We start from the raw sequence: 23,372 nt of genomic DNA, 5'->3' as shown, positions 1-23,372 counted from the left end.
TCGGAGGCGGGGCCGATGATTGTAATCGTTGACGAGCGAGAGCTCGTAACTGAAGGCTATAATTCACTTTTCGATCGTGAGGGCGTTGCCTGTGCAGGCTTCGCGTCCGGTGAATTCGGCGAGTGGGTGACATCGGCCGCCGACACGGATTTGCGATCGGTCCGAGCCTTCCTCATCGGCGACTGCCGCGAAGGCGCCATCTCGCCACGCCAGATCCGCGACCGCACCGGCGCTCCGGTCATTGCGCTGAGCGAACAGCACTCGCTCGAGAATACGCTGCGGCTGTTCGAGAGCGGTGTCGACGACGTCATACGCAAGCCGGTCCATATCCGGGAGATCCTGGCCCGCATCACCGCCATCCGCCGCCGCGCCCATGAGGACGTCAGCTACACCGAGATCGGCGCCATGCGCATCTTCATGGATGGCCGCGATCCCGAGATCGATGGCCAGCCGCTGCCTCTGCCGCGCCGCGAACGCCGCATCCTCGAATATCTGGCGAGCAACCGCGGACGCCGCGTCACCAAGACCCAGGTCTTCAACGCCATCTACGGCATCTTCGACGAAGAGGTCGAGGAGAACGTGGTCGAGAGCCACATCTCCAAATTGCGCAAGAAACTGCGCGAAAAGCTTGGTCAGGACCCGATAGATTCCAAGCGCTTCCTCGGCTACCGGCTGGTGTTCTGATGCCGGTCTGCGCCAGCCTCGCGCAAGACAAAAATTATATCCTCGCGACCACAGACATGGGCCCAACGATGTTGGGCATTGAGGAGACGTTTCGATGAGCCTTTACGGAATGATGCGGACCGGCGTTTCCGGCATGAACGCGCAGGCCAACCGCCTTTCGGCCACAGCCGACAACATCGCCAATTCCGACACCACCGGCTACAAGCGATCCTCGGCCGAGTTTTCGACGCTGATCATGCCGCAGGTCGGCGGCGCCTATAATTCCGGCGGCGTCAACACCACCATCCGCTCGGCCATCAGCGCCCAGGGCGTGCTGCAGTACACGACCTCGGTTTCCGACCTTGCGGTCAACGGCAACGGTTTCTTCGTCGTCCAGGACCCCAGCGGAACGCCTTTCCTCACCCGCGCCGGCGCATTCGTTCCCGACGCTCAGGGCAGGCTGGTCAACGCCGCCGGCTACCAGCTGATGGCATACAGCTACGCCAACGGCACGCCGGCAGCCACCGCCAACGGCTTCGAAGGGCTGGTTCCGGTCCAGATCTCCGACCAGGAAATGACGGCGACGCCCAGCACCACAGGCAATTTCAATGCCAATCTGCCGGCTGGCGCCACGCCGCCCGCCGGTCCGCTGCCTTCCACCAACAGCCCGACCGCGGAATACACGTCGAAGTCCTCGATGGTCACCTACGACAATCTCGGCAACAAGAAGCTGCTCGACGTCTATTTCACCAACACCGGCACCGGCACCTGGTCGGTCTCTGTGTTCGACCAGTCCCAGGCGACGCCGGGCACATCCTTCCCCTATACGGGCGGTGCGCTGGCCACGGCCAACTTGACCTTCGACACCACCACCGGCAAACTCACCGGCGCCGTCGACTCAATCACCATCCCCGTGCCGGGCGGTGCGTCGCTCGATCTCGATCTGTCCAAGCTGACCCAGCTCGGCACCGGCTTCACGGTCTCCGAAGCCAAGGTCAACGGCAACGCGCCCAGCACGATCGAAAAGATCCAGATCGGCGAGGACGGCGTCATCTACGCCCAGTATCAGGACGGCTCGACCAAGCCGCTGTTCAAGATCCCGCTGGCTGACGTCCAGAGCGCCGATAACCTCACCGCACTGCCGGGCAATGTCTATGCACAGTCCACCGACTCCGGGACCGTGCGCATCGGCTTCGCCAATGAAGGCAAGCTCGGTAGCATCATCTCCGGCGCGTTGGAAAATTCCAACGTCGATATCGCCGAGGAATTGACCAACATGATCGCGGCGCAGCGCAGCTACACCGCTAACTCGAAAGTGTTCCAGACCGGTTCCGACCTCATGGATGTCCTTGTCAACCTGAAGAGATAAACGACGGGCGCCAGGGGAATGAACCCAAACCAGAGCAGCGCGGTGCGCGGATTTCGAATTCGAGGCCACACCGGCAAACCGGCCGGGGTGGTCCAGGATTGCAGGTTTCCGAGCGCCGACGCCGCCGACAGGGCAGAGACGTCATCCCCTCCCCACCGGCCTCGTGAAAGACCCGCATGTCGCTGACTTCCGCATTGACCATAGCCCAACAGTCGCTTCAGACCACATCGAAGCAGACCAGCGTCCTTTCCCGCAACATTGCCGACGCCAGCAACCCCGACTATGCCCGCCGCACGGCGGTCGTCGTCAGCAGCGCGCCCGGCGCCCGCTCGGTCGAGATCCAGCGCGCCACCAACGCCCTGCTGTTTCGCCAGAACCTTAGCGCGCAATCGGCCTGGAGCGGCCAGAGCACGCTCTACAGCGGCATTGACCGCCTCGCCGTTGCAGTCAACGGCGTCGACAACGCCTCCTCTGCCTCGACCGCGATCGGCAAGCTGCAGAACGCGCTGCAGCTTTACGCCGCCACGCCATCGAACCAGAATCTCGGTTCCAGCGTCATCGACGCGGCCCAGCAAGTGGTGCGCTCGCTGAACGACGGCACCAAGGCGATCCAGGATTTCCGCACCCAGGCCGATGGCGAGATATCAACGGCGGTCGACGATCTCAACTCGTTGCTCAGCCAGTTCCAGGCCGCCAACAAGGCGGTCATCTCCGCAACCCGTTCGGGTACCGACGCATCCGACGCGCTCGACCAGCGCGACGCTTTGCTGAAGAAGATCGCGGACTATGTGCCGGTGTCGACCTTCACGCGTGGCGACAACGACATGGTCATCACCACCAAGGATGGCACGACACTGTTCGAGACCATTCCGCGCTCGGTGAGTTTCACCCCGTCGGCGGGCTACACCGCCGGCACACCAGGCAACACCATCTACATCGACAATGTGCCGGTCAGCGCCGGGGGTGGCGGCAACACCAGCGCCGACGGCAAGCTCGCCGGGCTCATCACCTTGCGAGACGGCGTCGCGGCGACGATGCAGAGCCAGCTCGACGAAGTGGCGCGCGGCCTCATCACCGCCTTTGCCGAAACAGCACCTTCACAGCCCGACCGAACCGGCCTGTTCACCTGGTCGGGTGCGCCCGCCATTCCGGCCGCCGGCACACTGATCGACGGCCTTGCCGGCTCGATCAAGGTCAACGCCGCAATGGACCCGAGCGTCGGCGGCAATCCGGTGCTGCTGCGCGACGGCGGCGCCAATGGTGCGGCCTATATCGCCAACACCGCCGGCAACGCCTCCTACTCGCAGCTCTTGATCGGCTATGGCGACAAGCTCGACAAGCCGATGCCTTTCGACGCTGCGGCCGGCATCACCGTGACGTCCAGCGTGTCCGACTACGCCGCCAATGCCATTGGCTGGTTCGAAGGCCAGCGCCAGCAGGCCTCGAGCAACGCCGACGCCAAGGAAGCGCTGGCATCGCGCACCGCCGAGGCGCTGTCCAACGACACCGGCGTCAATGTCGACCAGGAGATGTCGCTGCTGCTCGACCTCGAACACACCTATCAGGCCTCGGCGCGCATGATGAAAACCGTCGACGACATGCTGTCGGCCCTGCTCGATGCCGTGGGATAAGCCATGAAAGCCACATCCGTCTCCTCAGCCGCTCTCTCCAACGCCGCGCGCTATCAGCAGATGCGCATGCAGGGCGAACTGGTCAAAGCCACTAAGGAATCGACGACCGGCACCGTCGCCGATGTCGGTCTGGCGCTCGGCGCGCGCACCTCGCAGGCGGTCACCTTCTCGCGCGACCTCGACCGGTTGAACGTCATCATCGATTCCAATTCGCTGGTCACCGCTCGGCTGTCCTCGACGCAGGCTGCGCTTGGCCAGCTTTCCGACACTGCGCAGAATTTGCTGACCGCACTGACCGCCGCCGGCAATTCCTCGAGCACCATCACGCAGCAAGCCGGCAAGGCCGCCGTGCAGCAGATGACCTCTATTCTCAATGCCAGCGTCAACGGCGAATATCTGTTTGCCGGCACCAACACCGACGTCAAGCCGATCGACGATTTCACCGCCGCCGGCTCGCCGGCCAAGGCGGCGTTCGACGCTTCCTTCTCGTCGTATTTCGGCTTCACGCAGACCGATCCGCTCGCCGCCAACATCACCGCCGCCCAGATGGACGGCTTCATCACCAGCAATGTCGTGCCGCAGTTCATGGGCGCCGGCTGGCAGGCCAACTGGTCGAACGCCACCGACCAGCAGATCGTCAGCCGCATTTCGCTGGGCGAAACCACCCAGACCTCGGCCAGCGCCAATGAAGACAGCATCCGCAAGCTCGCCATGGCTTCCGCCCTGGTCACCGGCCTGCTCTCCGGCAACATCAGCCAGGCGGCGAAGACCACCGTCGTCGGTCGCGCCCAGGCGATGGTCGGCGAGGCGCTGGGCGGTCTCGGCCAGTTGCAGGCCGAGACCGGCCTTGCCGAGAAGCGTGTTTCCGACGCGAGCGACCGCATGAAGACGCAGGTCGACCTGTTCGAGCGCCATATCCTCGATCTGGAGGGCGTCGATCCGGCCGAGGCCGCCACCCGCGTCGCGGATCTGACGCAGCATATCGAGACGTCCTTCGCGCTGACCGCGCGCCTGCAGCAGATGAGCCTGCTGAACTACCTGACCTGACAATCTCAACCGCAACGGTAGAGCCAAACGATGTACCAATTCTCCTACGCCGACATCCAGACCGACTCCGTTGCCGATGCGAAAGATCGCGAGCGGCAGCTTTTGACCCGCTCGATCGAAATGCTGGCGGCGGCAGCGGCTGTCGGCCACACCTCGATGCAAGCGGTCGAGGCGCTGCACTTCACCAACCGGGTCTGGACCACCTTCGTCGAGGATCTCGGTTCCAGCGACAATGTCCTGCCCAAGGAACTGCGCGCCAACCTCATCTCCATCGGCCTGTGGCTGCTGCGCGAGGCCGAGGACATCCGCCAGGGCCGCACCGACAATTTCGAAGGGCTGATCGAAGTGTCCCAGATCATCCGGGACGGCATTCAATGACCAACACGCTGAAGATATCGCTGAAGCCGAACGAGAAGATCTACATCAACGGCGCCGTCATCCGCGTCGACCGCAAGGTCACCGTCGAGCTGATGAACGACGTACAGTTCCTGCTCGAGAACCATGTCATCCAGGCCGACGATGCCTCGACGCCGCTCAAGCAGCTCTATTTCATCCTGCAGGTGATGCTGATGAACCCGGCCGGCGCCATCGAGGCGCGCGCCATGTTCCGCCGCTCGCTGCCCTTGCTTTTGGCAAGCTTCGAGGATGAGCAGATCAGTGGCGCGCTGAAGCAGATCGACCGCATGGTCGGCGAAGACCATATCTATGAAGCGCTGAAGGCTATCCGTGCGCTTTATCCGCTCGAACGCCGCGCACTTGGCGGCAATGACGATGTTCAGGGTGCGAAGCGCCCGCTGGCCGTGGGAGCACAATACTGATGAATGTGGACATGACGACGACGATCCCCACGGGCGCCAACCAGGGCACCCAGCAGACGTCGAAGACAGCGGTCGACTACCAGTCGTTCCTGAAGCTGCTGATCGCCGAGATGAAGAACCAGGATCCGACGAAACCGATGGATTCGACACAGTATGTCGCCCAGCTCGCCACCTTCTCGCAGGTAGAGCAATCCGTGCAGACCAACACCAAGCTCGACCAGATCATGCAGTCGTCGGCGCTGTCGCAGGCCGATGCCTTGATCGGCCGCTCGATCACCTCGGCCGACGGCAAGACGACCGGCGTCGTGGCCTCGGTCAGGCTTGCAAGCAACGGCGTGATCGCCGTGCTGCAGAACGGCACCGAAGTGCCGGTCGGCGCGGGCGTTTCGATAAAGCCGGCCAGCTAGACAGTTCCATAGAGGCGCGCTCACATGAACGAGGCCGACGCACTCGACATCGTCCAGTACGCGGTATGGACGGTGCTTGTTGCTTCCGCGCCGGTGGTGCTGGTCGCCATGGTGGTCGGCATCGGCATTGCCCTGATCCAGGCCCTGACCCAGATCCAGGAAATCACCCTGACCTTCGTGCCCAAGATCGTCGCCATCATGCTGGTCGTGGCGCTGACCGGTCCGTTCATCGGCAGCCAGATCTCGGCCTTCACCAACGTCATCTTCGAGCGCATTGAAAACGGGTTCTAGGCAGCGCTTGCAGGCGGCTGTGTTCCGGCTAGATTGCAGGCCATGACTCAGGCAGAACTCACCGGCAGGCCATGTGCGGAATAGCCGGCGTCTGGCGCAAACGAAACCCGATCGACGCCAACGACCTGTCGGATGTCGCCAGCATGATGCAGGCGCTGGTACATCGCGGCCCCGACGATCATGACAGCTGGCACAACAATCGGCTGGCCCTCGGTCACCGCCGACTGACCATCATCGATCCCTCGCCCGCCGCCCGTGAGCCGATGCTGACTTCTTCCGGCGATGGCGTTCTCGTCTACAATGGCGAGGTCTACAATTACCGCTCGTTGCGCGAAACGCTGCAGGCGCAAGGCGTCGTCTTTCGAACCATCTGCGATGCCGAAGTGGTTCTCGAAGCCTTGCATCACTGGGGTCCCGAAAAAGCCGTGCCGCTGTTCGACGGGATGTTTTCCTTCGCCTATTTCGACGCTCGCAGCAGTGCGCTGTGGCTTGCGCGTGACCGTCTTGGGATCAAGCCGATGTCGGTGGCCGACACGCCGGAGCGAATCCTGTTCGCCTCGGAGGACAAGGCGATCCTCGCCTGCGACGGTTTTCCGCGCGACATCGACAGCCGCGAGATCACCTTGCGGCTTGCCTGGCAGAGCCGCGATTCCAGCTACAGCCTGTTCGACCGCATCGAGCGCCTGCCGCCCGCCGGCCTGTGGAAGATCACCGATGGCGTTATCGAGAAGCGCCGCTTCTGGCATGTGCTGGACGTGCTGGAGACCGCGCGCATTACCGGCGATGCATCCGCTGATGCTGAACACATGGCGACGCTCGAGGCGTTGCTCAAGGACAGCGTCGGACTTCACTGCATCGCCGATACCAGCGTTGCCACCGCCTGCAGCAGCGGTGTCGATTCCGGCCTGATAACGGCGCTGGCAAAGCGGTTCAGGCCGGAAGTCCACGGTTATGTCGTCGACCCGCAGCTCGGCAACAGCGAGGCCGAAGACGCCGAACGCACCGGCCGCCATGTCGGCGTGCCCTTGCGCCGGGTGCCGGTCGACAGGAACCGGTTTTTCGAACTTTGGCCAAGGGTAATCTGGCATCTTGAAAGCGATGGCTGGCACGCCAGCCATGTCGCACTGCTGGCGCTTGCCGAACGATGCCGGGCCGATGGTGTCAAGGTGCTGCTCACCGGCGAAGGCGCAGACGAATTGTTTGGCGGCTACCCCTTGCAGGCCTTGAGCATGAAGAAGTGGCGTTCCTGGTCGTGGCCCCGGCGCCTGGTCCATTCGAAGCGCTCGCTCGACCGGAGATTCGAGCAACAGCGTCATGCCCCCTACAAGGTCTCGGCTGGAAGCCACTCACAAATGGATCGCAGCATGGTCCTGCGTGCTTTGTCGCCGGAGCTGAATTTTCTGCAAACCGAGATCTTCGACCGCCTGGAGCCGGTTATGCCGCCCGCGGATCGCGCCTTTCTCGGTAGTTGCCTCTACGACCTCTATTCGCATCTGCAGGACATCCTGCACCGGCACGACCGGCTGAGCATGGCGGCGTCCGTGGAACTGCGGGTCCCGTTCCTGGAAAACCGCCTGATCGACTTCGCCATCCATTTGCCGAGGCGGCAGAAATACCGCGACAAAACAGGAAAATGGCTTTTGCGAAAGGTCGCTGAAAAGCATATTCCGCGCCAGAACGTCCAGGCGCGCAAGATCGGCTTCGAGATGTCGTCGCAATTTTCGGCCGGCACGGAGACTTTGCTACGCGGCGGTTTCCTGCGCGATGCCTTGAAATGGCCCGCCGCGAATTTGGAGGACATGGTCCAGTTGGCGCGGCGCGAGCAACCGTCCAGGCTGCGGCTTGTCGGCATGGAGCTTTTCCTGCGCCTTCACGCCGGCGGCGAGACGACAGGCACGCTGACCGAAGCCTTGCATACCGCTGCCCGGGACAGAAGCTGACTTCGCGCGCGGCCGACAGCCCCGCGCAGTGGACCAATGAGAACATCGCTCTGGGTAGCGGACCATTCCCGGCTGACGTATTTTCGCCTTGCTATCCTGTTGTTGGACCATGATCTTTTTCGAAGACGCGTTCGCCCTTTTGGATGTCGTGCTCTATTTCAAACGGATGCCATGATTGTCGTCCCCGCGGACGAAACCAGCACGTTAAGGTGGGACAGGTCTGATGATCGATGACGAGCCGGACAGCGAACGCGTTTCGGCGCTGGCGCCGTTCCGGCACGGCATCTTCCGCGCCGTCTGGTCGGCCAGCCTGGTGTCGAATTTCGGTGGCCTGATCCAGGGCGTCGGCGCCGCCTGGATGATGACCACCATCGCCACGTCGCCCTATCAGGTGGCGCTGGTCCAGGCCTCGGCCACTCTGCCGATCATGCTGTTTGCACTCGTCGCCGGCGCCATCGCCGACAGCTTCAACCGGCGCAAGGTGATGCTGATCGCCCAAATCTTCATGCTGGTCGTCTCTGCACTTCTAACGCTGTTCACCTGGAACGGCTGGATGACGCCGTGGACGCTGCTTGCCTTCACCTTCCTGATCGACAGCGGCACGGCGCTCAACAACCCGTCCTGGCAGGCATCGGTCGGCGACATGGTGCCGCGCAACAAGCTGCCGGCCGCGGTTGCACTCAATTCACTGGGCTTCAACCTGACACGCAGCGTCGGCCCGGCGATCGGCGGCATCATCGTTGCCGCCGCTGGTGCGGCTGCTGCGTTCGCCGCCAATGCGCTGAGCTATATAGGTCTCATCATCGTGCTCTTCCGCTGGAAGCCGGAGCTGCCGGTCTCGACGCTGCCGCGCGAGACGCTGGGCGCCGCCATGGGCGCCGGCCTGCGCTATGTCGCCATGTCGCCCAACATCGGCAAGGTGCTGGTCAGGGGCTCCGCCTTCGGCTTCAGCGCCGGCGCGGTTTTGGCGCTGCTGCCGCTGGTGGCGCGCGACGTCGTCAAGGGCGATGCCTTGACCTACGGCATCATGCTCGGCGCCTTCGGCATCGGCGCCGTCGGCGGCGCGCTGATAAGCGTGCGTCTCAGACAATTGCTGTCCAGCGAGACGATGGTGCGGATGGCCTTCGCCGGCTTTGCCGTCTGCGCCTTCAATGCCGCCATCAGCCTCAATGCCTGGCAGACTGCGGCGGGTTTGCTCATCGGCGGCGCCTGCTGGGTGATCGCGCTGTCGCATTTCAACGTCACGGTGCAGATGTCGACGCCGCGCTGGGTCGTCGGCCGGGTGCTGTCGGTCTACCAGACGGCGACCTTCGGCGGCATTGCGCTGGGCAGCTGGATCTGGGGCGTCGTTGCCGATGCGCATGGCGCCGAAACCGCGCTGATTGCGGCGGCCATCGCGATGCTTGTTGGCGGCGCCATCGGCCTGTTCCTGCCGCTGCCGCAGCAGACGACTCTCAACCTCGACCCGCTCAACCGCTTCAAGGAGCCGCATCTCGGCCTCGACCTGAAGCCGCGCAGCGGCCCCATCGCCATCATGATAGAGTACATTATCCGCGACGAAGATGTACCCGAATTCCTCGCCACCATGGCCGAGCGCGGGCGCATCCGCCGCCGCGACGGCGCCCGCAACTGGACGCTGGCTCGGGACCTAGAAAATCCCGCAGTCTGGATCGAACACTACCACACGCCGACCTGGCTGGAATACATCCGCCACAACCGGCGCGCCACCCATGCCGACGCCGTCGTCGGCGAGCGGGTGCGGGCGCTGCACAGCGGCGACGAACCGCCGCGCGTGCGCCGCCTGATCGAGCGCCCGACGACCGCCGGCACCGCGCTGGTCTCGCCGAAGGGGCCGATCGATCACTGAGCTCGCCATAGCCGTAGCGCCGGTCAGCCGGCGCTCTGGATCATGTAGAGCTTGCGCGTGGTCTCGCGTATCAGCCACTCGCCCTTCCAGCCCTGCGGCAGGACGAGGAGATCGCCCGGACCGAGTTCCCGCACCTCGCCATCGATGCGGCTCAGTTCCACGCGCCCCGAAATGATGTGGCAGATCTCCGACGAGTCCGAACGATCGGCGGTGAAGCGGCCGGGCGTGCATTCCCAGATGCCGACATCGACAGTCCCGTCAGGCGATTGAAAGAACGAGCGCACGGCCTCGACCTGATCGCCTTCAATCGAGCTTGGCTTAGGAGAGAACGCGCCGATCTCGGCCTTGGCGAGATCGTGGAAGGTCGAAAGATCGATCAAGTCTAGCTCCATGGATAAGAGCAATTCCAGGAAAGGGGTCTGCCCCGGAATTGCGTGAGAACAAATGGCTTTAGTGGCCGGTGATGCTGTCGGCCAACGCGGCCAGCTTCGAGGTGCGCGCAAGCCCTGCCGCCTCGCGGCCATCGGCAATGCGATAAAGCTGGTACATCGAATGCACGCCCAGCCAGCGGAAGGGCTCCGGTTCCCATGGCCTGACCTTGCGGTTGACCCAGGGCAGCTTCGTCAGCTCGGTGTTTGCCCCGAGAACAAGGTCAGCCAGCGTGCGCCCCGAAAGGTTGGAGCTGGACACGCCGAGGCCGACATAGCCGCCGGCCCAGCCGATGCGGGTCGCGGGATCGAGGCCGACCGTGGTGCACCAGTCGCGCGGCACGCCGAGCACGCCGCACCAGGCGTGATCGATGCGGCATCCCTTGGTCTGCGGCAAGAGCGTCGTCAGGATCGTGTGCAGCTGGTCGATCGTGGCCTGCTGCGTCTGGCCGTTGACGTCGGTGCGCGAGCCGTAGCGATAAGGCACGCCGCGTCCGCCCATCGTGATGCGTCCCTCACGCGTGCGCTGGGCATAGCAATAGGCATGCGCCGCATTGCCGAGCAGTTCGTGCCCTTCCCAACCGATGTCGCGCCACAGGTCGGGCGGCAGCGGCTCAGTCACGATCTGCGCGCTGTTGAGCGCCAGCCAGGTCCGCTCCTCGCCGGGGATGCCTGATGTAAAACCCTCGGTCGCGCGGATGATCGTCTCCGCCTGCACCGTACCGCGGTCTGTCGTCACGCTGCCCTTGGCGATGCTTGTCACCGTCGTCTTCTCATAGATCGGCACGCCCAGCCGCTCGACGGCATCGGCAAGCCCGCGCACCAGCTTGGCCGGCTGCACCCGCGCCTGGCCATGGACGACGAAGCCGCCCATGACGTTACGGATGTTGATGCGCGTGCGCGTTGAGGCGGCGTCCAGCATCTCGACGCGGTTCGGGTCGACATCCCAGGAACGGATCGTCTCGCATTCTTCGCGCACGCGCTCCAACTGCGCTGCGTTGGTGGCCACCGTCAGATTGTCGACGCGGCGAATGTCGGCGTCGATGCCTTCCTCGGTCGCGACCCGGATCACTTCATCAACGCAGCCTGCCATCGCCGCCTGCATCGCCATCACGCCTTGGCGGCTCGATGTCTTGAGATATTTTTCGCGCGACCAGCTGAAGCCGCCCGACAGCCAGCCGCCATTGCGCCCCGAAGCGCCGAAGCCGGCAAATTCGCGCTCGACGATCACGACGCGCAGCGATGGCTTCGCCTTTTTCAGATAGTAGGCGGTCCACAGGCCGGTATAGCCGGCGCCGACAATGGCGACATCGGCCTCGATGTTTCCAGGCAAGGGCGGGCGCGGAACGGGAACCGCCCCCAGATCCGCATACCAGAACGATATGTCGCCGTTGCGCTTGGCTTGCATGGAATGACTTTCAGATGAGATCAGGCCAGATGGGATCAGGCCAGATGGAATCAGGTGAGTGTGGTGTCGGCGCTTGCGTCGTCCGCCAGCAGCTTGGCGTCGCTGCCGTCGAAGCAGAGCTCGACCTTGTCGCCGAGGCCAAAACTCTCGCCGGTCAGCGGTGAGCGCACGATCGCGGCCGAACCGTCGGCGAGCTTGACTTCGTATTTCGATTCCGAGCCGAGATAGATGGCTTCCGCGATCGTCCCCGACAGGCGGTTGGCGCCATTGGCAGCACTTTGGCCGGCTCTTCGGATCGCGAGCTTTTCGGGACGCAGCAGCATCACCGGACTGGCTTCTCCCGACAGCTTACGCGGTACCGTCACCGTCTCGCCGGCGATGCTCAGCGCGGTGCTGTTGCCATCGCTGCGCGCCTTGCCGCGCAGCACGGTGGAATCGCCGATGAAGCGGCCGACGAACAGCGTTGCCGGCTCGTCATAGAGCTGGCGGCCGGTGCCGACCTGCTCGATGCGCCCGCGGTTGAACACGGCGATGCGGTCCGACAGCACCAGCGCCTCTTCCTGATCGTGCGTGACATAGACGAAGGTGGTGCCGAGTTCGCGATGGATGCGCTTGATCTCGAGCTGAAGCCATTCGCGCAGCTTCTTGTCGAGCGCGCCGAGCGGCTCGTCCATCAGGAGCAGCGGCGGGTCGAAGACGATGGCGCGTGCCAACGCCACGCGCTGCTGCTGGCCGCCCGACAATTCGCTGGGATAGCGATGCGCGAAATCGCCCATCTTGACCATGTCGAGCGCCCTTGCCACGCGTGTCTGCCTCGTCGCCTGGTCGACGCCGCGAAGCGTCAGCGGATAGGCGACGTTGCGGCCGACGCTCATATGCGGGAACAGCGCGTAATGCTGGAAGACGACGCCGATGTTGCGCTTGTGCGCCGGCACGCCGACGACGCTTTTTTCCCCGACCAGAAGCTTGCCGCTGGTGACATCGGTGAAACCGGCAATCACGTTGAGCGTCGTCGTCTTGCCCGAGCCGCTGGGGCCGAGCAGCGTCATGAACTCGCCGGGCTCGATGCGCAGCGACACGCCGTCCAGCGCCTTGAAGCCGCCATAGGCCTTGCTGATCGCTTCGAGATCGATCGCCGCGCCCTTGCTTGTCGGCTTCGGATTCATTGGCGTCCTTTCCGCTCGCGGCCAAGAAGGAGCATGCCGCCGCCGATCAGGATCGTGGTCGCGAAAAGCAGGATCGTGCCGATAGCCGCCACCGTCGGATCGGCGTCGCGCGTGATCGAGGCAAAAATCTGCACCGGCAATGTCTTGAGATAGGGGTTCGTGATGAACAGCGACACGACAATCTCGTCGAACGACGTGGCGAAAGCGAACAGCAGGCCTGAGAGCACGCCCGGCGCGATCAGCGGCAGCGTCACCGTGCGAAACGTGGTCAGTGCGCCGGCGCCCAGGCTCGCGGCGGCTGTCTCCAGCCGGCGGTCGAACACTTCGAGACTGGCCGAGACCGCGATCAGCACGAAGGGCAGCGCAAGGATGGTGTGGGCCAGCACGAAGCCGAGCAGCGTCCCGACGAGCTGCGTGTCGAGATAGACGGCATAGATGCCGATCGCCAGCACCACGCCCGGCACCACCATCGGCGTCAGCATCAGCATACGCAAAAGGTTCGCCGGCCGCGCCTTCATGCGGTCGAGGCCGAAGGCGGCAAGCGTGCCGAGCACCGTTGCCAGGACGGCAACGATGGAGGCGACTTTCAGCGAGTTCAGGAAGCTGTTCGACCAGTCCGGATTGGTGGCGAAATTCTGGTACCACTGCCAGGAAAAGCCTTGCGGCGGAAACGCCAGCGATTTGTTTTCGTTGAACGACATCGGCACCACGACCAGCGTCGGCGCCACCAGCCATATCGCCACCAGCAGGCAGACGAGCCCGAGAAGAACGCGGGTGAGCGGCTTCATCTCCATCAGCGCCGCCCCGCTTCCCGATGCCTGGACCGCATCACGGGTGCTGCCAGCGCCAGCAGCACGAAGGTGGTGACCAGCAGAACGACGCCCATGGCGCCGCCCCTGCCCCATTGCAGCAGGCTGAGCACCTGCGTCTGCACCAGCGTCGACAGCATGGTCGAGCGCGGGCCGCCGAGCAAAGCCGGCGTGATGTAGAAGCCGAGCGACAGGATGAAGACGATGATCGCGCCGGCATAGACGCCGGGCAGCGACAGGGGCAGATAGACGGTGAAGAACGCTCGGGACGGCCGCGCGCCAAGGCTTTGCGCCGCCCGCATCAGCCTGAGGTCGATACCTTGCATCACGGAATAGAGCGGCAGGATCATGAACGGCAACAGCACCTGCGCCATGCCGATAACCACGCCGGTCTGGGTGCGGATCAGCTTGACGCCGCCGAACCCGACCGAGCGCAGCAACGAGTTGATGACGCCCGAATCCTGCAGCAGGATCACCCATGACAGCGTTCGCACCACACCACTCACCCAGAACGGGATCAGCACGCAAAGCACAAGCACCAGCCGGACGCGCGGCCCGACCGCGGTCATAAGATAGGCATAGGGATAGGCCGCGATGACGCAGACCAGCGTCACCCAGGCCGAAATGACGAAAGTCCGCTGCAGCACTGTCAGGTTGACCGGCGCGCCGAAGAACCAGGCATAGTTCTGCAGCCCCCACTCAGGTTCCGACAGGCTGCGCAGCACGATGGTGAGCAGCGGATACCCGATCACCGCGACGAGCAGGATGAGCGCCGGCGCCGTGAGCGCGAACGGCCGCCATGCCCGACCCGACCGCGCATGGGCGGCGGGTTGGGCGATGGGTTCGGACGCGCTCACGGCCTGGCTCTCACTTGGCTGTTCAGTTGCCGGCCATCAGCGCCGACCACTTCTCCTGCGCCACCGGGAAGTTCTCGACCCAGAACTTGATGTTCTGCTTGTAACCCTGCTTCTGGCGCTCGGGCGTGTTGGTCAGGAAGGCGGCGACCGACGCATCGACCTTGGGCTGCGCGTCATTGTTGATCGGCGTATAGGAGGTCTGCTGCGCCAGGATCTCCTGCGCCCCCTTGCCGAGATAGGCATTGAGCAGCGCATAAGCCGCATCCGTATCCTTGACGCCGACCGGAATGGTCATCTGGTCCATCACCACCAGCCAGTCCTGCCAGGCCGGCGCATATTTGGCGCCGTTCTTCACCGCCGTCATGGCACGTCCGGTCCACATCATCAGCATGTCGGCTTCGCCAGATTCGGCAAGCTGCTGCGATTCAGCGCCGGTCTTCCAATAGATCGTGTCGGGACCGAGCTTGCGGATGACATCGATGGCCTTGTCGATGTCGGCCACCGTCATCGCCTTCGGGTCGCCGCCAGACGCCTTCAACGCCTGCTCCAGCAGGCCGCCCGTCGGGTCGCCCGAACCGTCGAGCGCGCGCGTGCCGGGGAATTTTGCCGTGTCGAAGAAATCGGCCCAGTTCTTGGGCGGGTTATCCCCATACTTCTCCTTGTTGTACATCAGCACGACGCCGTAGTTCATGGCCGGCACCGAGCATTCGCCGACCTGGCCCTCGGGCACCTTGGAGACGTCGAGCTTGCTGAAATCAAGCTTCTGGAACAGCTTGCCGCAATAGACGTAAGGCGGCAGGTCGGCGGTGTCGACGACGTCCCAGGTGACGTTGCCGGATTCGACCTGCGCCTGCAGCTTGGCGATCTCTGTCGGCCCGTCATTGAGCAGCGTGGCGCCGGACTTTTCGACGAACTCCTTGAGCGCGGCGGCCTGGCCGTCCTGGTAGATGCCGCCATAGGAGACGAGCGTCAGCGTCTTGCCCTTGAGCGAGCCTTCCTTGACCTCACCCGCGACAGGCTTTTCCTGCGCGAACGCTGCGGTTGCCAGAACGCCGAGCGCCAGCACGGCGCCAAGGCCAAGATGTCTTGTTTTCAGCATGATTATTGTTCTCCCATTTGACCCGCATGGATTGAACCTACCTGGCTGCGAGCGGTTTCCAGGCCCTGTATTGATCGAGTTCGGCGCGCACCGAAGTCGGTGGCGCAATGATCCACATCACCTCGGCTCGGCCACTGCCGATGTTCTCTGAGCGATGTGCTGTCGATGTCGCGTATTCGATGCTGTCGCCCTCTTCCAGCACATGCCTGACATCGCCGAGCGAAACCTCGACGATGCCGCGCAGCACGACGAGCATCTCGTGCGCGTCGCCATGGGTGTAGAGCGCTGGGCCGGTCGAGCCGCCGATTTCGAACTCGCCGACATAGACTTCCATGTCGCTTAAAGGGGGACGCGAGAGCAGCATCTTGCGGCAGCCGTCGCTGGGCGGCAGGCTCGGCCGCTCGCTGCGCAGCAAGACCCCGCGCTGCCCGGCGGCACTATCCTCGAACAGCATCGCCACGCTCACCCCAAGCGCCGAGGCCATCTGGTTGAGCGAGGCGGTGCTGGCGCCGGTCAGGCCGCGCTCGAGCTGGCTGATGAAGCTGGCGCTGGTCCCGGTCAGCTCGGCGAGTTCGCGCAGCGAAAGCCGCCGGCCGAGACGCAGGCTCTTCAGCCGCTGGCCCAACATCTGATGGGCATGCGTCGCCGTCGAGGCGACGCCATTCTTGACCGGAGCCTGGTCGGTGCTCATCCCGTCTTTTTCTCCCACTGAACAATTTGTACAGTGACACTGTACACGTGGCAAGCGCCGAGTGGGGACATTTAAGATGCCGGCCGAGGCCTAGTCTTCGCCCGACAGGTCGCGCCGCGCCTTGTCGAGTTCCTCGGCGTAGCGCCGCATCAGATGGCCCTCGGTCAAAAGCCCGACAACGGCCCGGTTGTCGAAATTCTCGACCACCTCCAGTTCCTCCGCGACGGCGCGCTGGATGGTTTCGGCGGTGGACTGGACGTTCATGGTCGGCACCAGCACCGCATGCCGGAATTTGGCCGGCGCCAGCACCGGCGTCTCACCATCGGACGGATCGCTGTGCAGTTCGGCGACGATCAGCACGCCGACATAATGCCGGCTGCTTGCGGCGCCATTTTGGCGCTGAGGCGCAGTCAGGCTTGCCGCCCCGCTTCAATTCCCCGCGAGCGCGTCGAGGTATATGAGCGATCGCTTACGCAATCGACGCAGCTGTGTTATTTTTGGCCGTCTCTATTTCCCTCAAGGAGGAGAAGATGAGTGCGCGGGGATTTTTTTCATTAGCTGTTGGCATGATTTTTTTGAGCTCGTCTGCGGTGAGCAATTCAAGCATGGATATGCCGGTTAGGTCTGTTGTGTCACACCCGATGTCTCTTTTTTTGGCGGGAGGCAATCCGGAAAACCAAAGCCGGCCGGCAAAGGAATTTATCCAGACTGCACAACAAGATGTTTGCTGTCCTGGCGGCTATCCTTGGTATCGCAATTCGACGAACACCTGCTACGGCAGCTATGAAGACTGCCACGATACCGATGGCGGCGGATGGTCTGCAGACAGGTCAACGCCTGCTAGACTTTCTTGGGCCCACGCCTTCTTGACTGTGCCTGGTCCTCAGATCGGCTTCGGCTCGCCGGCCTCGTAGAGCATGAGGTTGCGCTCGCCTATGCCGAGCGATGCCCAGCTCGCCCGCCAATCGGCGATGTGAGGCGAGCGGAAATGCGCGTCGAGCGCGGCCCTGTCGCTCCACACCTCGATTACATGGATGAGCCCGGCGTCGAGCACGTCCTGCGCGTAGGAGTATTCGATGCAGCCGGGCTCCGCCCAGCTGCCCAGTATCATGCGCCGCATGGCCGGCCTTGCCTCGTCGAGCCGTTGCGCAGGCAGGCGAATGGTGCCGATGATCACCAGCATGATCTCTCTCCTCAAGGCCTCTGTCGTCCTGGCAAGTAACCAGTCCTCCCACCCTCGCGCAAGCTTGACCGGTTAGGCTCGAAGGGCTGTCGCGTGCTCGGCAGGCTTGTGATTGGGGACGATATGGCCGTCAGCGAAAGCTTAGCGACAGGAACAGTGGCCAAGAACGGCCGCGATGTCTTCTTCGCCATCGGCATCGTCATCATCCTGGCCGTGCTGTTCCTCCCGATCCCTGCCTTCCTCATCGACATCGGCCTCGCCTTCTCGATCGCACTGTCGGTGCTGATCCTGATGGTGGCGCTGTGGATCCAGCGGCCGCTCGATTTCTCGTCCTTCCCGACCGTGCTGCTGATCGCCACCATGCTACGGCTATCGCTCAACATCGCCACCACGCGCATGATCCTGTCGCACGGCAATGAGGGCACGCACGCCGCCGGCTATGTCATCGCCGGCTTCTCCAAACTTGTGATGGCCAGCGATTTCGTCATCGGCCTGATCGTCTTCATGATCCTGATTGTGGTCAACTTCATCGTCATCACCAAAGGCGCCACCCGTATTGCCGAAGTCGGCGCCCGCTTCACCCTCGACGCCATCCCCGGCAAGCAGATGTCGATCGACGCCGACCTGTCCGCCGGCATGATCGACGACAAGACAGCGCAACTGCGCCGCCGCGAGCTGGAAGAGGAATCCTCCTTCTTCGGCTCGATGGACGGCGCCTCGAAATTCGTCCGCGGCGACGCCATTGCCGGCCTCATCATCACCGCCATCAACATCGTCGGCGGCATCGCCATCGGTTACATCAGGCACGGCATGGGCATGGGCGAAGCCGCCGATGTCTTCATCAAACTGTCGGTCGGCGACGGCCTCGTCACCCAGATCCCGGCGCTTATCGTTTCGCTCGCCGCCGGCCTGCTTGTGTCCAAGGGCGGCACGCGCGGCTCGACCAACCAGGCGGTGTTCGGCCAGCTCGGTGCGCATCCGCGCGCGCTCTATGTCGCGGCCTCGCTGCTCGTCCTGCTCGGCCTGATGCCCGGCCTGCCGTTCTTCCCGTTCTTCACGCTAGCCGCCGGCATGGCCGGCCTTGGCTACGTCATCCCGATGCGCGCCAACCGCGAGGCTGCCGCCGCCGAAGCGATCAAGGATCTGGAGAAGGCGAACAAGGTCGAGGAAGAGAAGAACTCGGTCAAGGCTTCGCTGACCACCGCCGAGATCGAGCTTCTGATCGGCAAACAGCTGTCGACGCGGCTGCTGGTGTCGCATCAGGAACTGGTGTTCCGCATGGCCAAGATGCGCAAGAAATTTGCCACGCAATATGGCTTCGTCGTGCCGGAAGTGCGCGTCGCCGACGATTTCGGCATCCCGCCGAAAAGCTATCAGATCAAGGTCCACGGCACCGTCGTCGCCGAATACCAGATGCGCGTCGGTGAGATCATGGTGCTGCTCGGCAACCGGGATTTGCCCGACGTTCCCGGCGAGGAAATCCGCGAGCCGGCCTTCGGCATGCGCGCCTTCTCGGTGCTCGAAACCTTCGCCGAGGATCTGAAGCGCGAGAACTATACCTTTGCCGACAACATGTCGGTGCTGCTCACCCATTTGTCCGAGGTGATCCGCAACAACCTGCCGCAGCTTCTGTCCTACAAGGACATGAAGGCGCTGCTCGAGCGCCAGGATCCGGAATACCGCAAGCTCGCCGACGAGATCTGCACCTCGCACATCTCCTATCCCGGCCTGCAGGCGGTGCTGAAACTGCTGCTGGCCGAACGCGTCTCGATCCGCAATCTGCACCTGATCATTGAGGCCATCGCCGAGATCGCTCCGCATGTGCGGCGCACCGAGCAGATCGTCGAGCATGTCCGCATCCGCATGGCCCAGCAGATCTGCGGCGATCTCTCCGAAGGCGGCATGCTCAAGGTGCTGCGCCTCGGCAATCGCTGGGACCTCGCCTTCCACCAGAGCCTCAAGCGCGACGCCAAGGGCGAGGTGCGCGAATTCGACATCGACCCGCGCCAGCTGGAGGAATTCGGCCAGGACGCGACCAAGGCGATCCGCAAGCATCTCGAGGCCGGCGAGCGTTTTGTCCTCGTCACCGCGCCCGATGCTCGCCCCTATGTGCGCATGATCATCGAGCGCCTGTTCACGACGCTTCCCGTTCTCTCCCATGTCGAAATCGCCAAGGGCGTCGAGATCAAGGTGCTCGGGACGATCTCGTGAACATACTGTCGCAAGGCGTCGTCATCGCCGCCTTCCTCGCCTTCTGTCGCATCGGCGCCTGCTTCATGCTGATGCCGGGCCTGTCCAGCGCCCGCGTGCCGGTCCAGGTCCGGCTGTTCGTGTCGATCGCCGCCACCGGTGGCCTGCTCGCCCTCCTGTGGGACAAGATCTTTCCCTTCGTCGATGCGCGTCCGCAGGTGCTGGCGCCGATGATCATCTCCGAACTTTTGGTCGGCGGGCTGATCGGCGCGATGACGAGGCTCTACATGGAGGCGCTGCGCTTCATGGGTTCGGCCATCGCCATGCTGATCGGCTATGGCGGCACCGGCGGCCCCGCCATCGAGGAGCCAGAGCCGCAGGCGGCCCTCGCCGCCATCATCTCGTTTTCAGCGTTGCTGCTGCTCTTCGTCTTCGATTTCGACCACGAGATCATCCGCGCTCTGGTCGCCTCCTACACGGTGGCGCCGGTCAACGTCTTCTTCAATCCGCAGGCCGCCCTGGTCGATCTCACCGACACGGTGTCGGACGCCTTCTTCCTGGTCATCCGGCTCGGCAGCCCGTTCATCGCCTATGCCATCCTGGTCAATTTGACGATCGGCTTCGTCAACAAGCTGACGCCGCAGATTCCGGTCTACTTCATCTCACTGCCTTTCGTCATCGCCGGCGGCATGATCATCTTCTACTTCGCCATCGGCACCATGCTGTCGCTGTTCGTCGACGGCTTTGTCGATCTGACGCTGGCGAGGTGAGATGAGCACGCGCAAGGAACGGCTGAAGAAACTGGTCAAGGTGCAGGAGCAGCTGAAGGCCCTGCACGAGACGCGCCATGCGGCGTTCCTGGCGGCAGCGGCAACCGCCGAAACCGAGGCCAGGGAACTTGTCCAGCATTTCGACGCCGACCAGTCGATGGCGGTGCTGTTCCCTGACCTCTACCATCGCCGCATCGCCAATGCGCTGGTCCGGCAGGAAGCGAGCCTGGAAAGCGCCAGGCAGGAGGTCACGCTCATCGCCACTGCGACGGCGCGCACCAACATGGTCGAGCGCGCCTACAAGGACGTGCGCCGACAGGACGAACGCGAACGCTCCGACCGCGACCGGCTCGATCTGATCGCGCAGAAGCGCGGGCAGGAATAATCGGAAGTTAGAGCCGCGTCACTTGCGGACGGCGTTCGGTTTCGTTCCGTGCAGCGGGCTGTATTGGGTGTACGGCGCCGTGTTCGGCCTCTGCGCTTACGCCACCTACGATCTGACCATGGCGACGCCGGCAGCGCCCACCGCAAACGACCAGATCGCATCGACCCAGCCGGACTTGCCGCTGCTGATAGCAATGGCCCAGCATCCGGCGAAGGATTTCAAACCGGCAAGCCTGCCACAAGCTTCTTGCGGCATGGTCGCTCAGGAAACCCGGCAAAGAGGCGGACTTTCTTGGCGATTTCTCCACCCAGCGACATCGTTCTCGATGTTGCCCGAGCCGTCGACCCGACGGATATCGAGGCTGCCCGTGCCGCGCTGGCCAAGCGGGCCAACGGCGTTGGCGGCGCCTTTTTTGTCGACATGGCGGCTTCGGTGGATACCGGCTCGATCTTGTCGCGTGCCACGGCCGACAAGGCCGCGGCAGGCGCCGATCCCGCGGGAAAATTCAAGAAGTTCGAGGCCATGGTCTTGCAGACCTTCATCCAGAACATGCTGCCCAAGGACACAGAGGGCGTCTACGGCAAGGGGCTGGCCGGCGACATGTGGAAATCGCAGCTTGCCGAGCGTGTCGCCGACGTCATGGCCGAGCGCGGAGGGATCGGCATTGCCAAATCGCTGCTCGCCGACCACTACAAGGACGGCAAGCGCACCGTGCCGATCGGCCCGGTGTCAACCGGGCCGCACAAGACCGAGATCGACCAGCAGGCGCGGCTGTCCACCTCGCTGGTCGAGGAATTGCAGCGCAAGGCCGCACGGTCGATGACCGGCGACGAGACGACCATCAAAACCGAAATCAAGATCTAGACCAGGATTTTCAATGGCCGATTTTTCAAAATACTCTTCCAACCTGCCGGCGCGTACGTCCGAAGCGCCGATCCCGTTTGCACGGCCGGGCAACCTTGCCGCCATCATCGGCCGCATCGAGGAAGCGGTCGAGGAAGAGACGGCCGGTTTGAAGAACGACACCAGCTATGACCTCAAGGCCTCCAACGCCCGCAAGAGCCGCTACCTCTATGAGCTGACCCGCGCCATGAAGGGCGCCAACGAGATCGAATTCCTGGAACAGCATCGCGACAGTCTGGCGCGGCTGCGCCAGAAGCTCGCGAAAAACGAGGCTGCAATCCTCGCCCACCTCAACGCGGTCAACGAAGTCGCCACGCTGTTGAAGAACGCCATTCAGCGCGCCGAAGCCGACGGCACATACTCGGCCGGCGAATTCGGTTGGGCGAGCTGATGATCTCGGCAACAGGCGGGAACAACCGGTGATCAAATTCATCGCCGCCGCGATCTGGATCTGCGCCGCCACGCTTGGCGCGGTGTTCTATTCGTTCCAGGCGGCCGGTGAGCGCGGCGTCGGCGAGACGCCGAAACCGATGCTGGGTGGCCTCGACTACGTCAAGACCGACATCATCTCGGTGCCGCTGATCCGCGATTCCAAGATCGACGGCTATTTCCTCACCAAGCTCGTCTACACGGTCGAGCCGGCCGAGATAAAGAAGATGTCGATCCCGGCCGAAGCGCTGATGACCGATCAGGTCTATTCCTATCTCTACTCCAATCCTCAGATCGACTTCACCAAGAAGGAAACCATCGATCTCGATGCCTTCCGCAAGGCCATACGCGACACCGTCAACGCCCGCGTCGGCGCCGACCTAGTGCATGAAGTGCTGATCGACCAAGTCAACTTCCTGACCAAGGATGAAATCCGCGACAACGCCATGCGCCGCCGCAAGGATCCGGCCACGCCGACCGAACCGGCCCCGGCGGAATCGGCCCAGGCCGAGGCGGCGAAGCCCGCTGCTGAACACTAACCTTCGTCGCAGGGTGAATGTTCTCTGCCGCATTCCTTCCGACTGAAACGAGATGACGCATCGCGCGTTGACGTTTACGTCAACTCGAAGCTATATGCGCCAAGCGACCAGGATCGCGGCACGCGCGAGACAGCGACTTCGGCGGAGGCCGGTCACTGAAGCGCGGCAAAACGCAACGAGACCAGGAGAACAGTCATGAGCGTTCAGGACATTGCCGAGAAGATGAGGTCGCGCGTGGCGAGCGCCGGGTTCGAACATTCCGTGAAGTTCGATACCGGCAGTGACGGCGTCATCGTCATCGACGGCGCAACCGTCTCGACCACCGACGCGACGACCGACTGCACCATAAAGCTGTCGCTCGACGATCTGGATTCGCTGATCGCCGGCGACCTCAACCCGACCATGGCGTTCATGTCCGGCAAGATAAAGGTCGAAGGCGATATGTCGGCCGCCATGGCGCTCAGCCAACTGATCGGCTGAGC

The 23,372-nt window shown here is 63.4% G+C and carries 27 protein-coding genes; 17 read left to right on the top strand and 10 right to left on the bottom strand.

Annotation, left to right across the window (positions count from 1 at the left end):
• Window positions 1-15: 15 nt before the first annotated feature.
• From NKI61_RS09705 to NKI61_RS09660, 10 genes are all read left to right on the top strand, one after another.
• Window positions 16-684, top strand: a complete 669-nt coding sequence (locus NKI61_RS09705; protein ID WP_023683295.1) for a response regulator transcription factor — start codon at window positions 16-18, stop codon at window positions 682-684.
• Window positions 685-778: 94 nt separating this feature from the next.
• Window positions 779-2,032, top strand: a complete 1,254-nt coding sequence (locus tag NKI61_RS09700) for a flagellar hook protein FlgE (RefSeq protein WP_023683293.1) — start codon at window positions 779-781, stop codon at window positions 2,030-2,032.
• Window positions 2,033-2,208: 176 nt separating this feature from the next.
• Window positions 2,209-3,663 carry a flagellar hook-associated protein FlgK gene (flgK, locus tag NKI61_RS09695; RefSeq protein WP_352839244.1) on the top strand — a complete coding sequence of 485 codons (1,455 nt, stop codon included), beginning with the start codon at window positions 2,209-2,211 and terminating at the stop codon, window positions 3,661-3,663.
• 3 nt (window positions 3,664-3,666) lie between these two features.
• The gene (locus NKI61_RS09690; RefSeq protein ID WP_023683291.1) at window positions 3,667-4,710 is read left to right on the top strand and encodes a flagellar hook-associated family protein; all 1,044 of its coding nucleotides are present in this window, start codon (window positions 3,667-3,669) and stop codon (window positions 4,708-4,710) included.
• 30 nt (window positions 4,711-4,740) lie between these two features.
• On the top strand, window positions 4,741-5,088 hold the full coding sequence (gene flaF, locus NKI61_RS09685) for a flagellar biosynthesis regulator FlaF (protein ID WP_023686359.1): 348 nt from the start codon (window positions 4,741-4,743) through the stop codon (window positions 5,086-5,088).
• Window positions 5,085-5,528 carry a flagellar biosynthesis repressor FlbT gene (gene flbT / locus NKI61_RS09680; protein ID WP_023683290.1) on the top strand — a complete coding sequence of 148 codons (444 nt, stop codon included), beginning with the start codon at window positions 5,085-5,087 and terminating at the stop codon, window positions 5,526-5,528. The genes flaF and flbT overlap by 4 nt, the downstream gene beginning before the upstream one ends.
• Window positions 5,528-5,935 carry a flagellar hook assembly protein FlgD gene (gene flgD, locus NKI61_RS09675; protein WP_023683289.1) on the top strand — a complete coding sequence of 136 codons (408 nt, stop codon included), beginning with the start codon at window positions 5,528-5,530 and terminating at the stop codon, window positions 5,933-5,935. The genes flbT and flgD overlap by 1 nt, the downstream gene beginning before the upstream one ends.
• Before the next feature lie 24 nt (window positions 5,936-5,959).
• Window positions 5,960-6,226 carry a flagellar biosynthesis protein FliQ gene (gene fliQ, locus NKI61_RS09670; protein ID WP_023671896.1) on the top strand — a complete coding sequence of 89 codons (267 nt, stop codon included), beginning with the start codon at window positions 5,960-5,962 and terminating at the stop codon, window positions 6,224-6,226.
• A gap of 71 nt (window positions 6,227-6,297) precedes the next feature.
• Window positions 6,298-8,166 carry an asparagine synthase (glutamine-hydrolyzing) gene (gene asnB, locus NKI61_RS09665; RefSeq protein WP_023691732.1) on the top strand — a complete coding sequence of 623 codons (1,869 nt, stop codon included), beginning with the start codon at window positions 6,298-6,300 and terminating at the stop codon, window positions 8,164-8,166.
• 223 nt (window positions 8,167-8,389) lie between these two features.
• Window positions 8,390-10,033 carry an MFS transporter gene (locus tag NKI61_RS09660; protein WP_023671898.1) on the top strand — a complete coding sequence of 548 codons (1,644 nt, stop codon included), beginning with the start codon at window positions 8,390-8,392 and terminating at the stop codon, window positions 10,031-10,033.
• A gap of 23 nt (window positions 10,034-10,056) precedes the next feature.
• Here the strand turns inward: NKI61_RS09660 and NKI61_RS09655 are convergent, their stop codons facing one another.
• The 9 genes from NKI61_RS09655 to NKI61_RS09615 all read right to left on the bottom strand — a co-directional run bounded on the left by NKI61_RS09655 (window position 10,057) and on the right by NKI61_RS09615 (window position 17,674).
• Window positions 10,057-10,425, bottom strand: a complete 369-nt coding sequence (locus NKI61_RS09655; RefSeq protein WP_081725355.1) for a cupin domain-containing protein — start codon at window positions 10,423-10,425, stop codon at window positions 10,057-10,059.
• A 58-nt stretch (window positions 10,426-10,483) separates the two neighbouring features.
• Window positions 10,484-11,869 (bottom strand): NAD(P)/FAD-dependent oxidoreductase, encoded by a 1,386-nt coding sequence (locus tag NKI61_RS09650; protein WP_023817289.1) that lies wholly within the window; start codon window positions 11,867-11,869, stop codon window positions 10,484-10,486.
• Window positions 11,870-11,919: 50 nt separating this feature from the next.
• The gene (locus tag NKI61_RS09645; protein ID WP_023686365.1) at window positions 11,920-13,035 is read right to left on the bottom strand and encodes an ABC transporter ATP-binding protein; all 1,116 of its coding nucleotides are present in this window, start codon (window positions 13,033-13,035) and stop codon (window positions 11,920-11,922) included.
• Window positions 13,032-13,829 (bottom strand): ABC transporter permease, encoded by a 798-nt coding sequence (locus NKI61_RS09640; protein WP_023737665.1) that lies wholly within the window; start codon window positions 13,827-13,829, stop codon window positions 13,032-13,034. Before NKI61_RS09640 ends, NKI61_RS09645 begins: the two co-directional genes overlap by 4 nt.
• Window positions 13,829-14,701, bottom strand: a complete 873-nt coding sequence (locus tag NKI61_RS09635; protein WP_023686367.1) for an ABC transporter permease — start codon at window positions 14,699-14,701, stop codon at window positions 13,829-13,831. Before NKI61_RS09635 ends, NKI61_RS09640 begins: the two co-directional genes overlap by 1 nt.
• A 22-nt stretch (window positions 14,702-14,723) precedes the next feature.
• On the bottom strand, window positions 14,724-15,800 hold the full coding sequence (locus NKI61_RS09630; RefSeq protein WP_023686368.1) for an extracellular solute-binding protein: 1,077 nt from the start codon (window positions 15,798-15,800) through the stop codon (window positions 14,724-14,726).
• 37 nt (window positions 15,801-15,837) lie between these two features.
• Window positions 15,838-16,491, bottom strand: a complete 654-nt coding sequence (locus tag NKI61_RS09625; protein ID WP_027049833.1) for a helix-turn-helix domain-containing protein — start codon at window positions 16,489-16,491, stop codon at window positions 15,838-15,840.
• Between the two features lie 90 nt (window positions 16,492-16,581).
• The gene (locus NKI61_RS09620; RefSeq protein WP_023737663.1) at window positions 16,582-16,851 is read right to left on the bottom strand and encodes a hypothetical protein; all 270 of its coding nucleotides are present in this window, start codon (window positions 16,849-16,851) and stop codon (window positions 16,582-16,584) included.
• Window positions 16,852-17,374: 523 nt separating this feature from the next.
• A complete protein-coding gene (locus tag NKI61_RS09615) occupies window positions 17,375-17,674 on the bottom strand; it encodes a putative quinol monooxygenase (protein ID WP_023733453.1) in 300 nt (99 codons plus the stop codon).
• Window positions 17,675-17,797: 123 nt separating this feature from the next.
• Here NKI61_RS09615 and flhA point away from each other — a divergent pair, with 123 nt between their 5' ends.
• Genes flhA through NKI61_RS09600 form a run of 3 tightly spaced genes read left to right on the top strand, consistent with a single transcriptional unit; the run spans window position 17,798 to window position 21,019 of the window.
• Entirely contained in the window at window positions 17,798-19,885 is a 2,088-nt protein-coding gene (gene flhA / locus NKI61_RS09610) for a flagellar biosynthesis protein FlhA (RefSeq protein ID WP_023671908.1), read from the top strand.
• Window positions 19,882-20,634 (top strand): flagellar biosynthetic protein FliR, encoded by a 753-nt coding sequence (gene fliR, locus NKI61_RS09605; RefSeq protein ID WP_352839243.1) that lies wholly within the window; start codon window positions 19,882-19,884, stop codon window positions 20,632-20,634. Before flhA ends, fliR begins: the two co-directional genes overlap by 4 nt.
• 1 nt (window position 20,635) lies before the next feature.
• The gene (locus NKI61_RS09600) at window positions 20,636-21,019 is read left to right on the top strand and encodes a hypothetical protein (RefSeq protein ID WP_023683277.1); all 384 of its coding nucleotides are present in this window, start codon (window positions 20,636-20,638) and stop codon (window positions 21,017-21,019) included.
• Between the two features lie 105 nt (window positions 21,020-21,124).
• Here NKI61_RS09600 and NKI61_RS09595 read toward each other — a convergent pair whose 3' ends face one another.
• Window positions 21,125-21,274: a hypothetical protein gene (locus tag NKI61_RS09595; protein WP_352839242.1), complete on the bottom strand. Its 150-nt coding sequence runs from the start codon at window positions 21,272-21,274 to the stop codon at window positions 21,125-21,127.
• A gap of 36 nt (window positions 21,275-21,310) precedes the next feature.
• Here NKI61_RS09595 and NKI61_RS09590 point away from each other — a divergent pair, with 36 nt between their 5' ends.
• From NKI61_RS09590 to NKI61_RS09575, 4 genes are all read left to right on the top strand, one after another.
• Entirely contained in the window at window positions 21,311-21,883 is a 573-nt protein-coding gene (locus tag NKI61_RS09590; protein ID WP_352839241.1) for a rod-binding protein, read from the top strand.
• Window positions 21,884-21,896: 13 nt separating this feature from the next.
• Window positions 21,897-22,313, top strand: coding sequence for a hypothetical protein (locus NKI61_RS09585; protein WP_023671919.1), 417 nt, complete (start codon window positions 21,897-21,899; stop codon window positions 22,311-22,313).
• Between the two features lie 28 nt (window positions 22,314-22,341).
• Complete coding sequence (locus NKI61_RS09580) at window positions 22,342-22,890, top strand: hypothetical protein (protein WP_023683275.1); 549 nt, start codon at window positions 22,342-22,344, stop codon at window positions 22,888-22,890.
• 195 nt (window positions 22,891-23,085) lie between these two features.
• On the top strand, window positions 23,086-23,370 hold the full coding sequence (locus NKI61_RS09575) for an SCP2 sterol-binding domain-containing protein (RefSeq protein WP_023751319.1): 285 nt from the start codon (window positions 23,086-23,088) through the stop codon (window positions 23,368-23,370).
• Window positions 23,371-23,372 lie beyond the last annotated feature (2 nt).

This window comes from Mesorhizobium sp. M0514 (genome assembly GCF_040321145.1).
In the GTDB taxonomy this organism is placed as follows: domain Bacteria; phylum Pseudomonadota; class Alphaproteobacteria; order Rhizobiales; family Rhizobiaceae; genus Mesorhizobium.
This window is presented reverse-complemented; position numbering and strand designations above follow the sequence as displayed.

Excerpts from the sequence above, each read along its gene's own strand:
- NKI61_RS09705 (WP_023683295.1), top strand. The coding sequence starts at position 16 with ATGATTGTAATCGTTGACGAGCGAGAGCTCGTAACTGAAGGCTATAAT.
- NKI61_RS09700 (WP_023683293.1), top strand. The coding sequence starts at position 779 with ATGAGCCTTTACGGAATGATGCGGACCGGCGTTTCCGGCATGAACGCG.
- flgK (WP_352839244.1), top strand. The coding sequence starts at position 2,209 with ATGTCGCTGACTTCCGCATTGACCATAGCCCAACAGTCGCTTCAGACC.
- NKI61_RS09690 (WP_023683291.1), top strand. The coding sequence starts at position 3,667 with ATGAAAGCCACATCCGTCTCCTCAGCCGCTCTCTCCAACGCCGCGCGC.
- flaF (WP_023686359.1), top strand. The coding sequence starts at position 4,741 with ATGTACCAATTCTCCTACGCCGACATCCAGACCGACTCCGTTGCCGAT.
- flbT (WP_023683290.1), top strand. The coding sequence starts at position 5,085 with ATGACCAACACGCTGAAGATATCGCTGAAGCCGAACGAGAAGATCTAC.
- flgD (WP_023683289.1), top strand. The coding sequence starts at position 5,528 with ATGAATGTGGACATGACGACGACGATCCCCACGGGCGCCAACCAGGGC.
- fliQ (WP_023671896.1), top strand. The coding sequence starts at position 5,960 with ATGAACGAGGCCGACGCACTCGACATCGTCCAGTACGCGGTATGGACG.
- asnB (WP_023691732.1), top strand. The coding sequence starts at position 6,298 with ATGTGCGGAATAGCCGGCGTCTGGCGCAAACGAAACCCGATCGACGCC.
- NKI61_RS09660 (WP_023671898.1), top strand. The coding sequence starts at position 8,390 with ATGATCGATGACGAGCCGGACAGCGAACGCGTTTCGGCGCTGGCGCCG.
- NKI61_RS09655 (WP_081725355.1), bottom strand. The coding sequence starts at position 10,425 with ATGGAGCTAGACTTGATCGATCTTTCGACCTTCCACGATCTCGCCAAG.
- NKI61_RS09650 (WP_023817289.1), bottom strand. The coding sequence starts at position 11,869 with ATGCAAGCCAAGCGCAACGGCGACATATCGTTCTGGTATGCGGATCTG.
- NKI61_RS09645 (WP_023686365.1), bottom strand. The coding sequence starts at position 13,035 with ATGAATCCGAAGCCGACAAGCAAGGGCGCGGCGATCGATCTCGAAGCG.
- NKI61_RS09640 (WP_023737665.1), bottom strand. The coding sequence starts at position 13,829 with ATGGAGATGAAGCCGCTCACCCGCGTTCTTCTCGGGCTCGTCTGCCTG.
- NKI61_RS09630 (WP_023686368.1), bottom strand. The coding sequence starts at position 15,800 with ATGCTGAAAACAAGACATCTTGGCCTTGGCGCCGTGCTGGCGCTCGGC.
- NKI61_RS09625 (WP_027049833.1), bottom strand. The coding sequence starts at position 16,491 with ATGAGCACCGACCAGGCTCCGGTCAAGAATGGCGTCGCCTCGACGGCG.
- NKI61_RS09615 (WP_023733453.1), bottom strand. The coding sequence starts at position 17,674 with ATGCTGGTGATCATCGGCACCATTCGCCTGCCTGCGCAACGGCTCGAC.
- flhA (WP_023671908.1), top strand. The coding sequence starts at position 17,798 with ATGGCCGTCAGCGAAAGCTTAGCGACAGGAACAGTGGCCAAGAACGGC.
- NKI61_RS09600 (WP_023683277.1), top strand. The coding sequence starts at position 20,636 with ATGAGCACGCGCAAGGAACGGCTGAAGAAACTGGTCAAGGTGCAGGAG.
- NKI61_RS09595 (WP_352839242.1), bottom strand. The coding sequence starts at position 21,274 with ATGCCGCAAGAAGCTTGTGGCAGGCTTGCCGGTTTGAAATCCTTCGCC.
- NKI61_RS09585 (WP_023671919.1), top strand. The coding sequence starts at position 21,897 with ATGGCCGATTTTTCAAAATACTCTTCCAACCTGCCGGCGCGTACGTCC.
- NKI61_RS09575 (WP_023751319.1), top strand. The coding sequence starts at position 23,086 with ATGAGCGTTCAGGACATTGCCGAGAAGATGAGGTCGCGCGTGGCGAGC.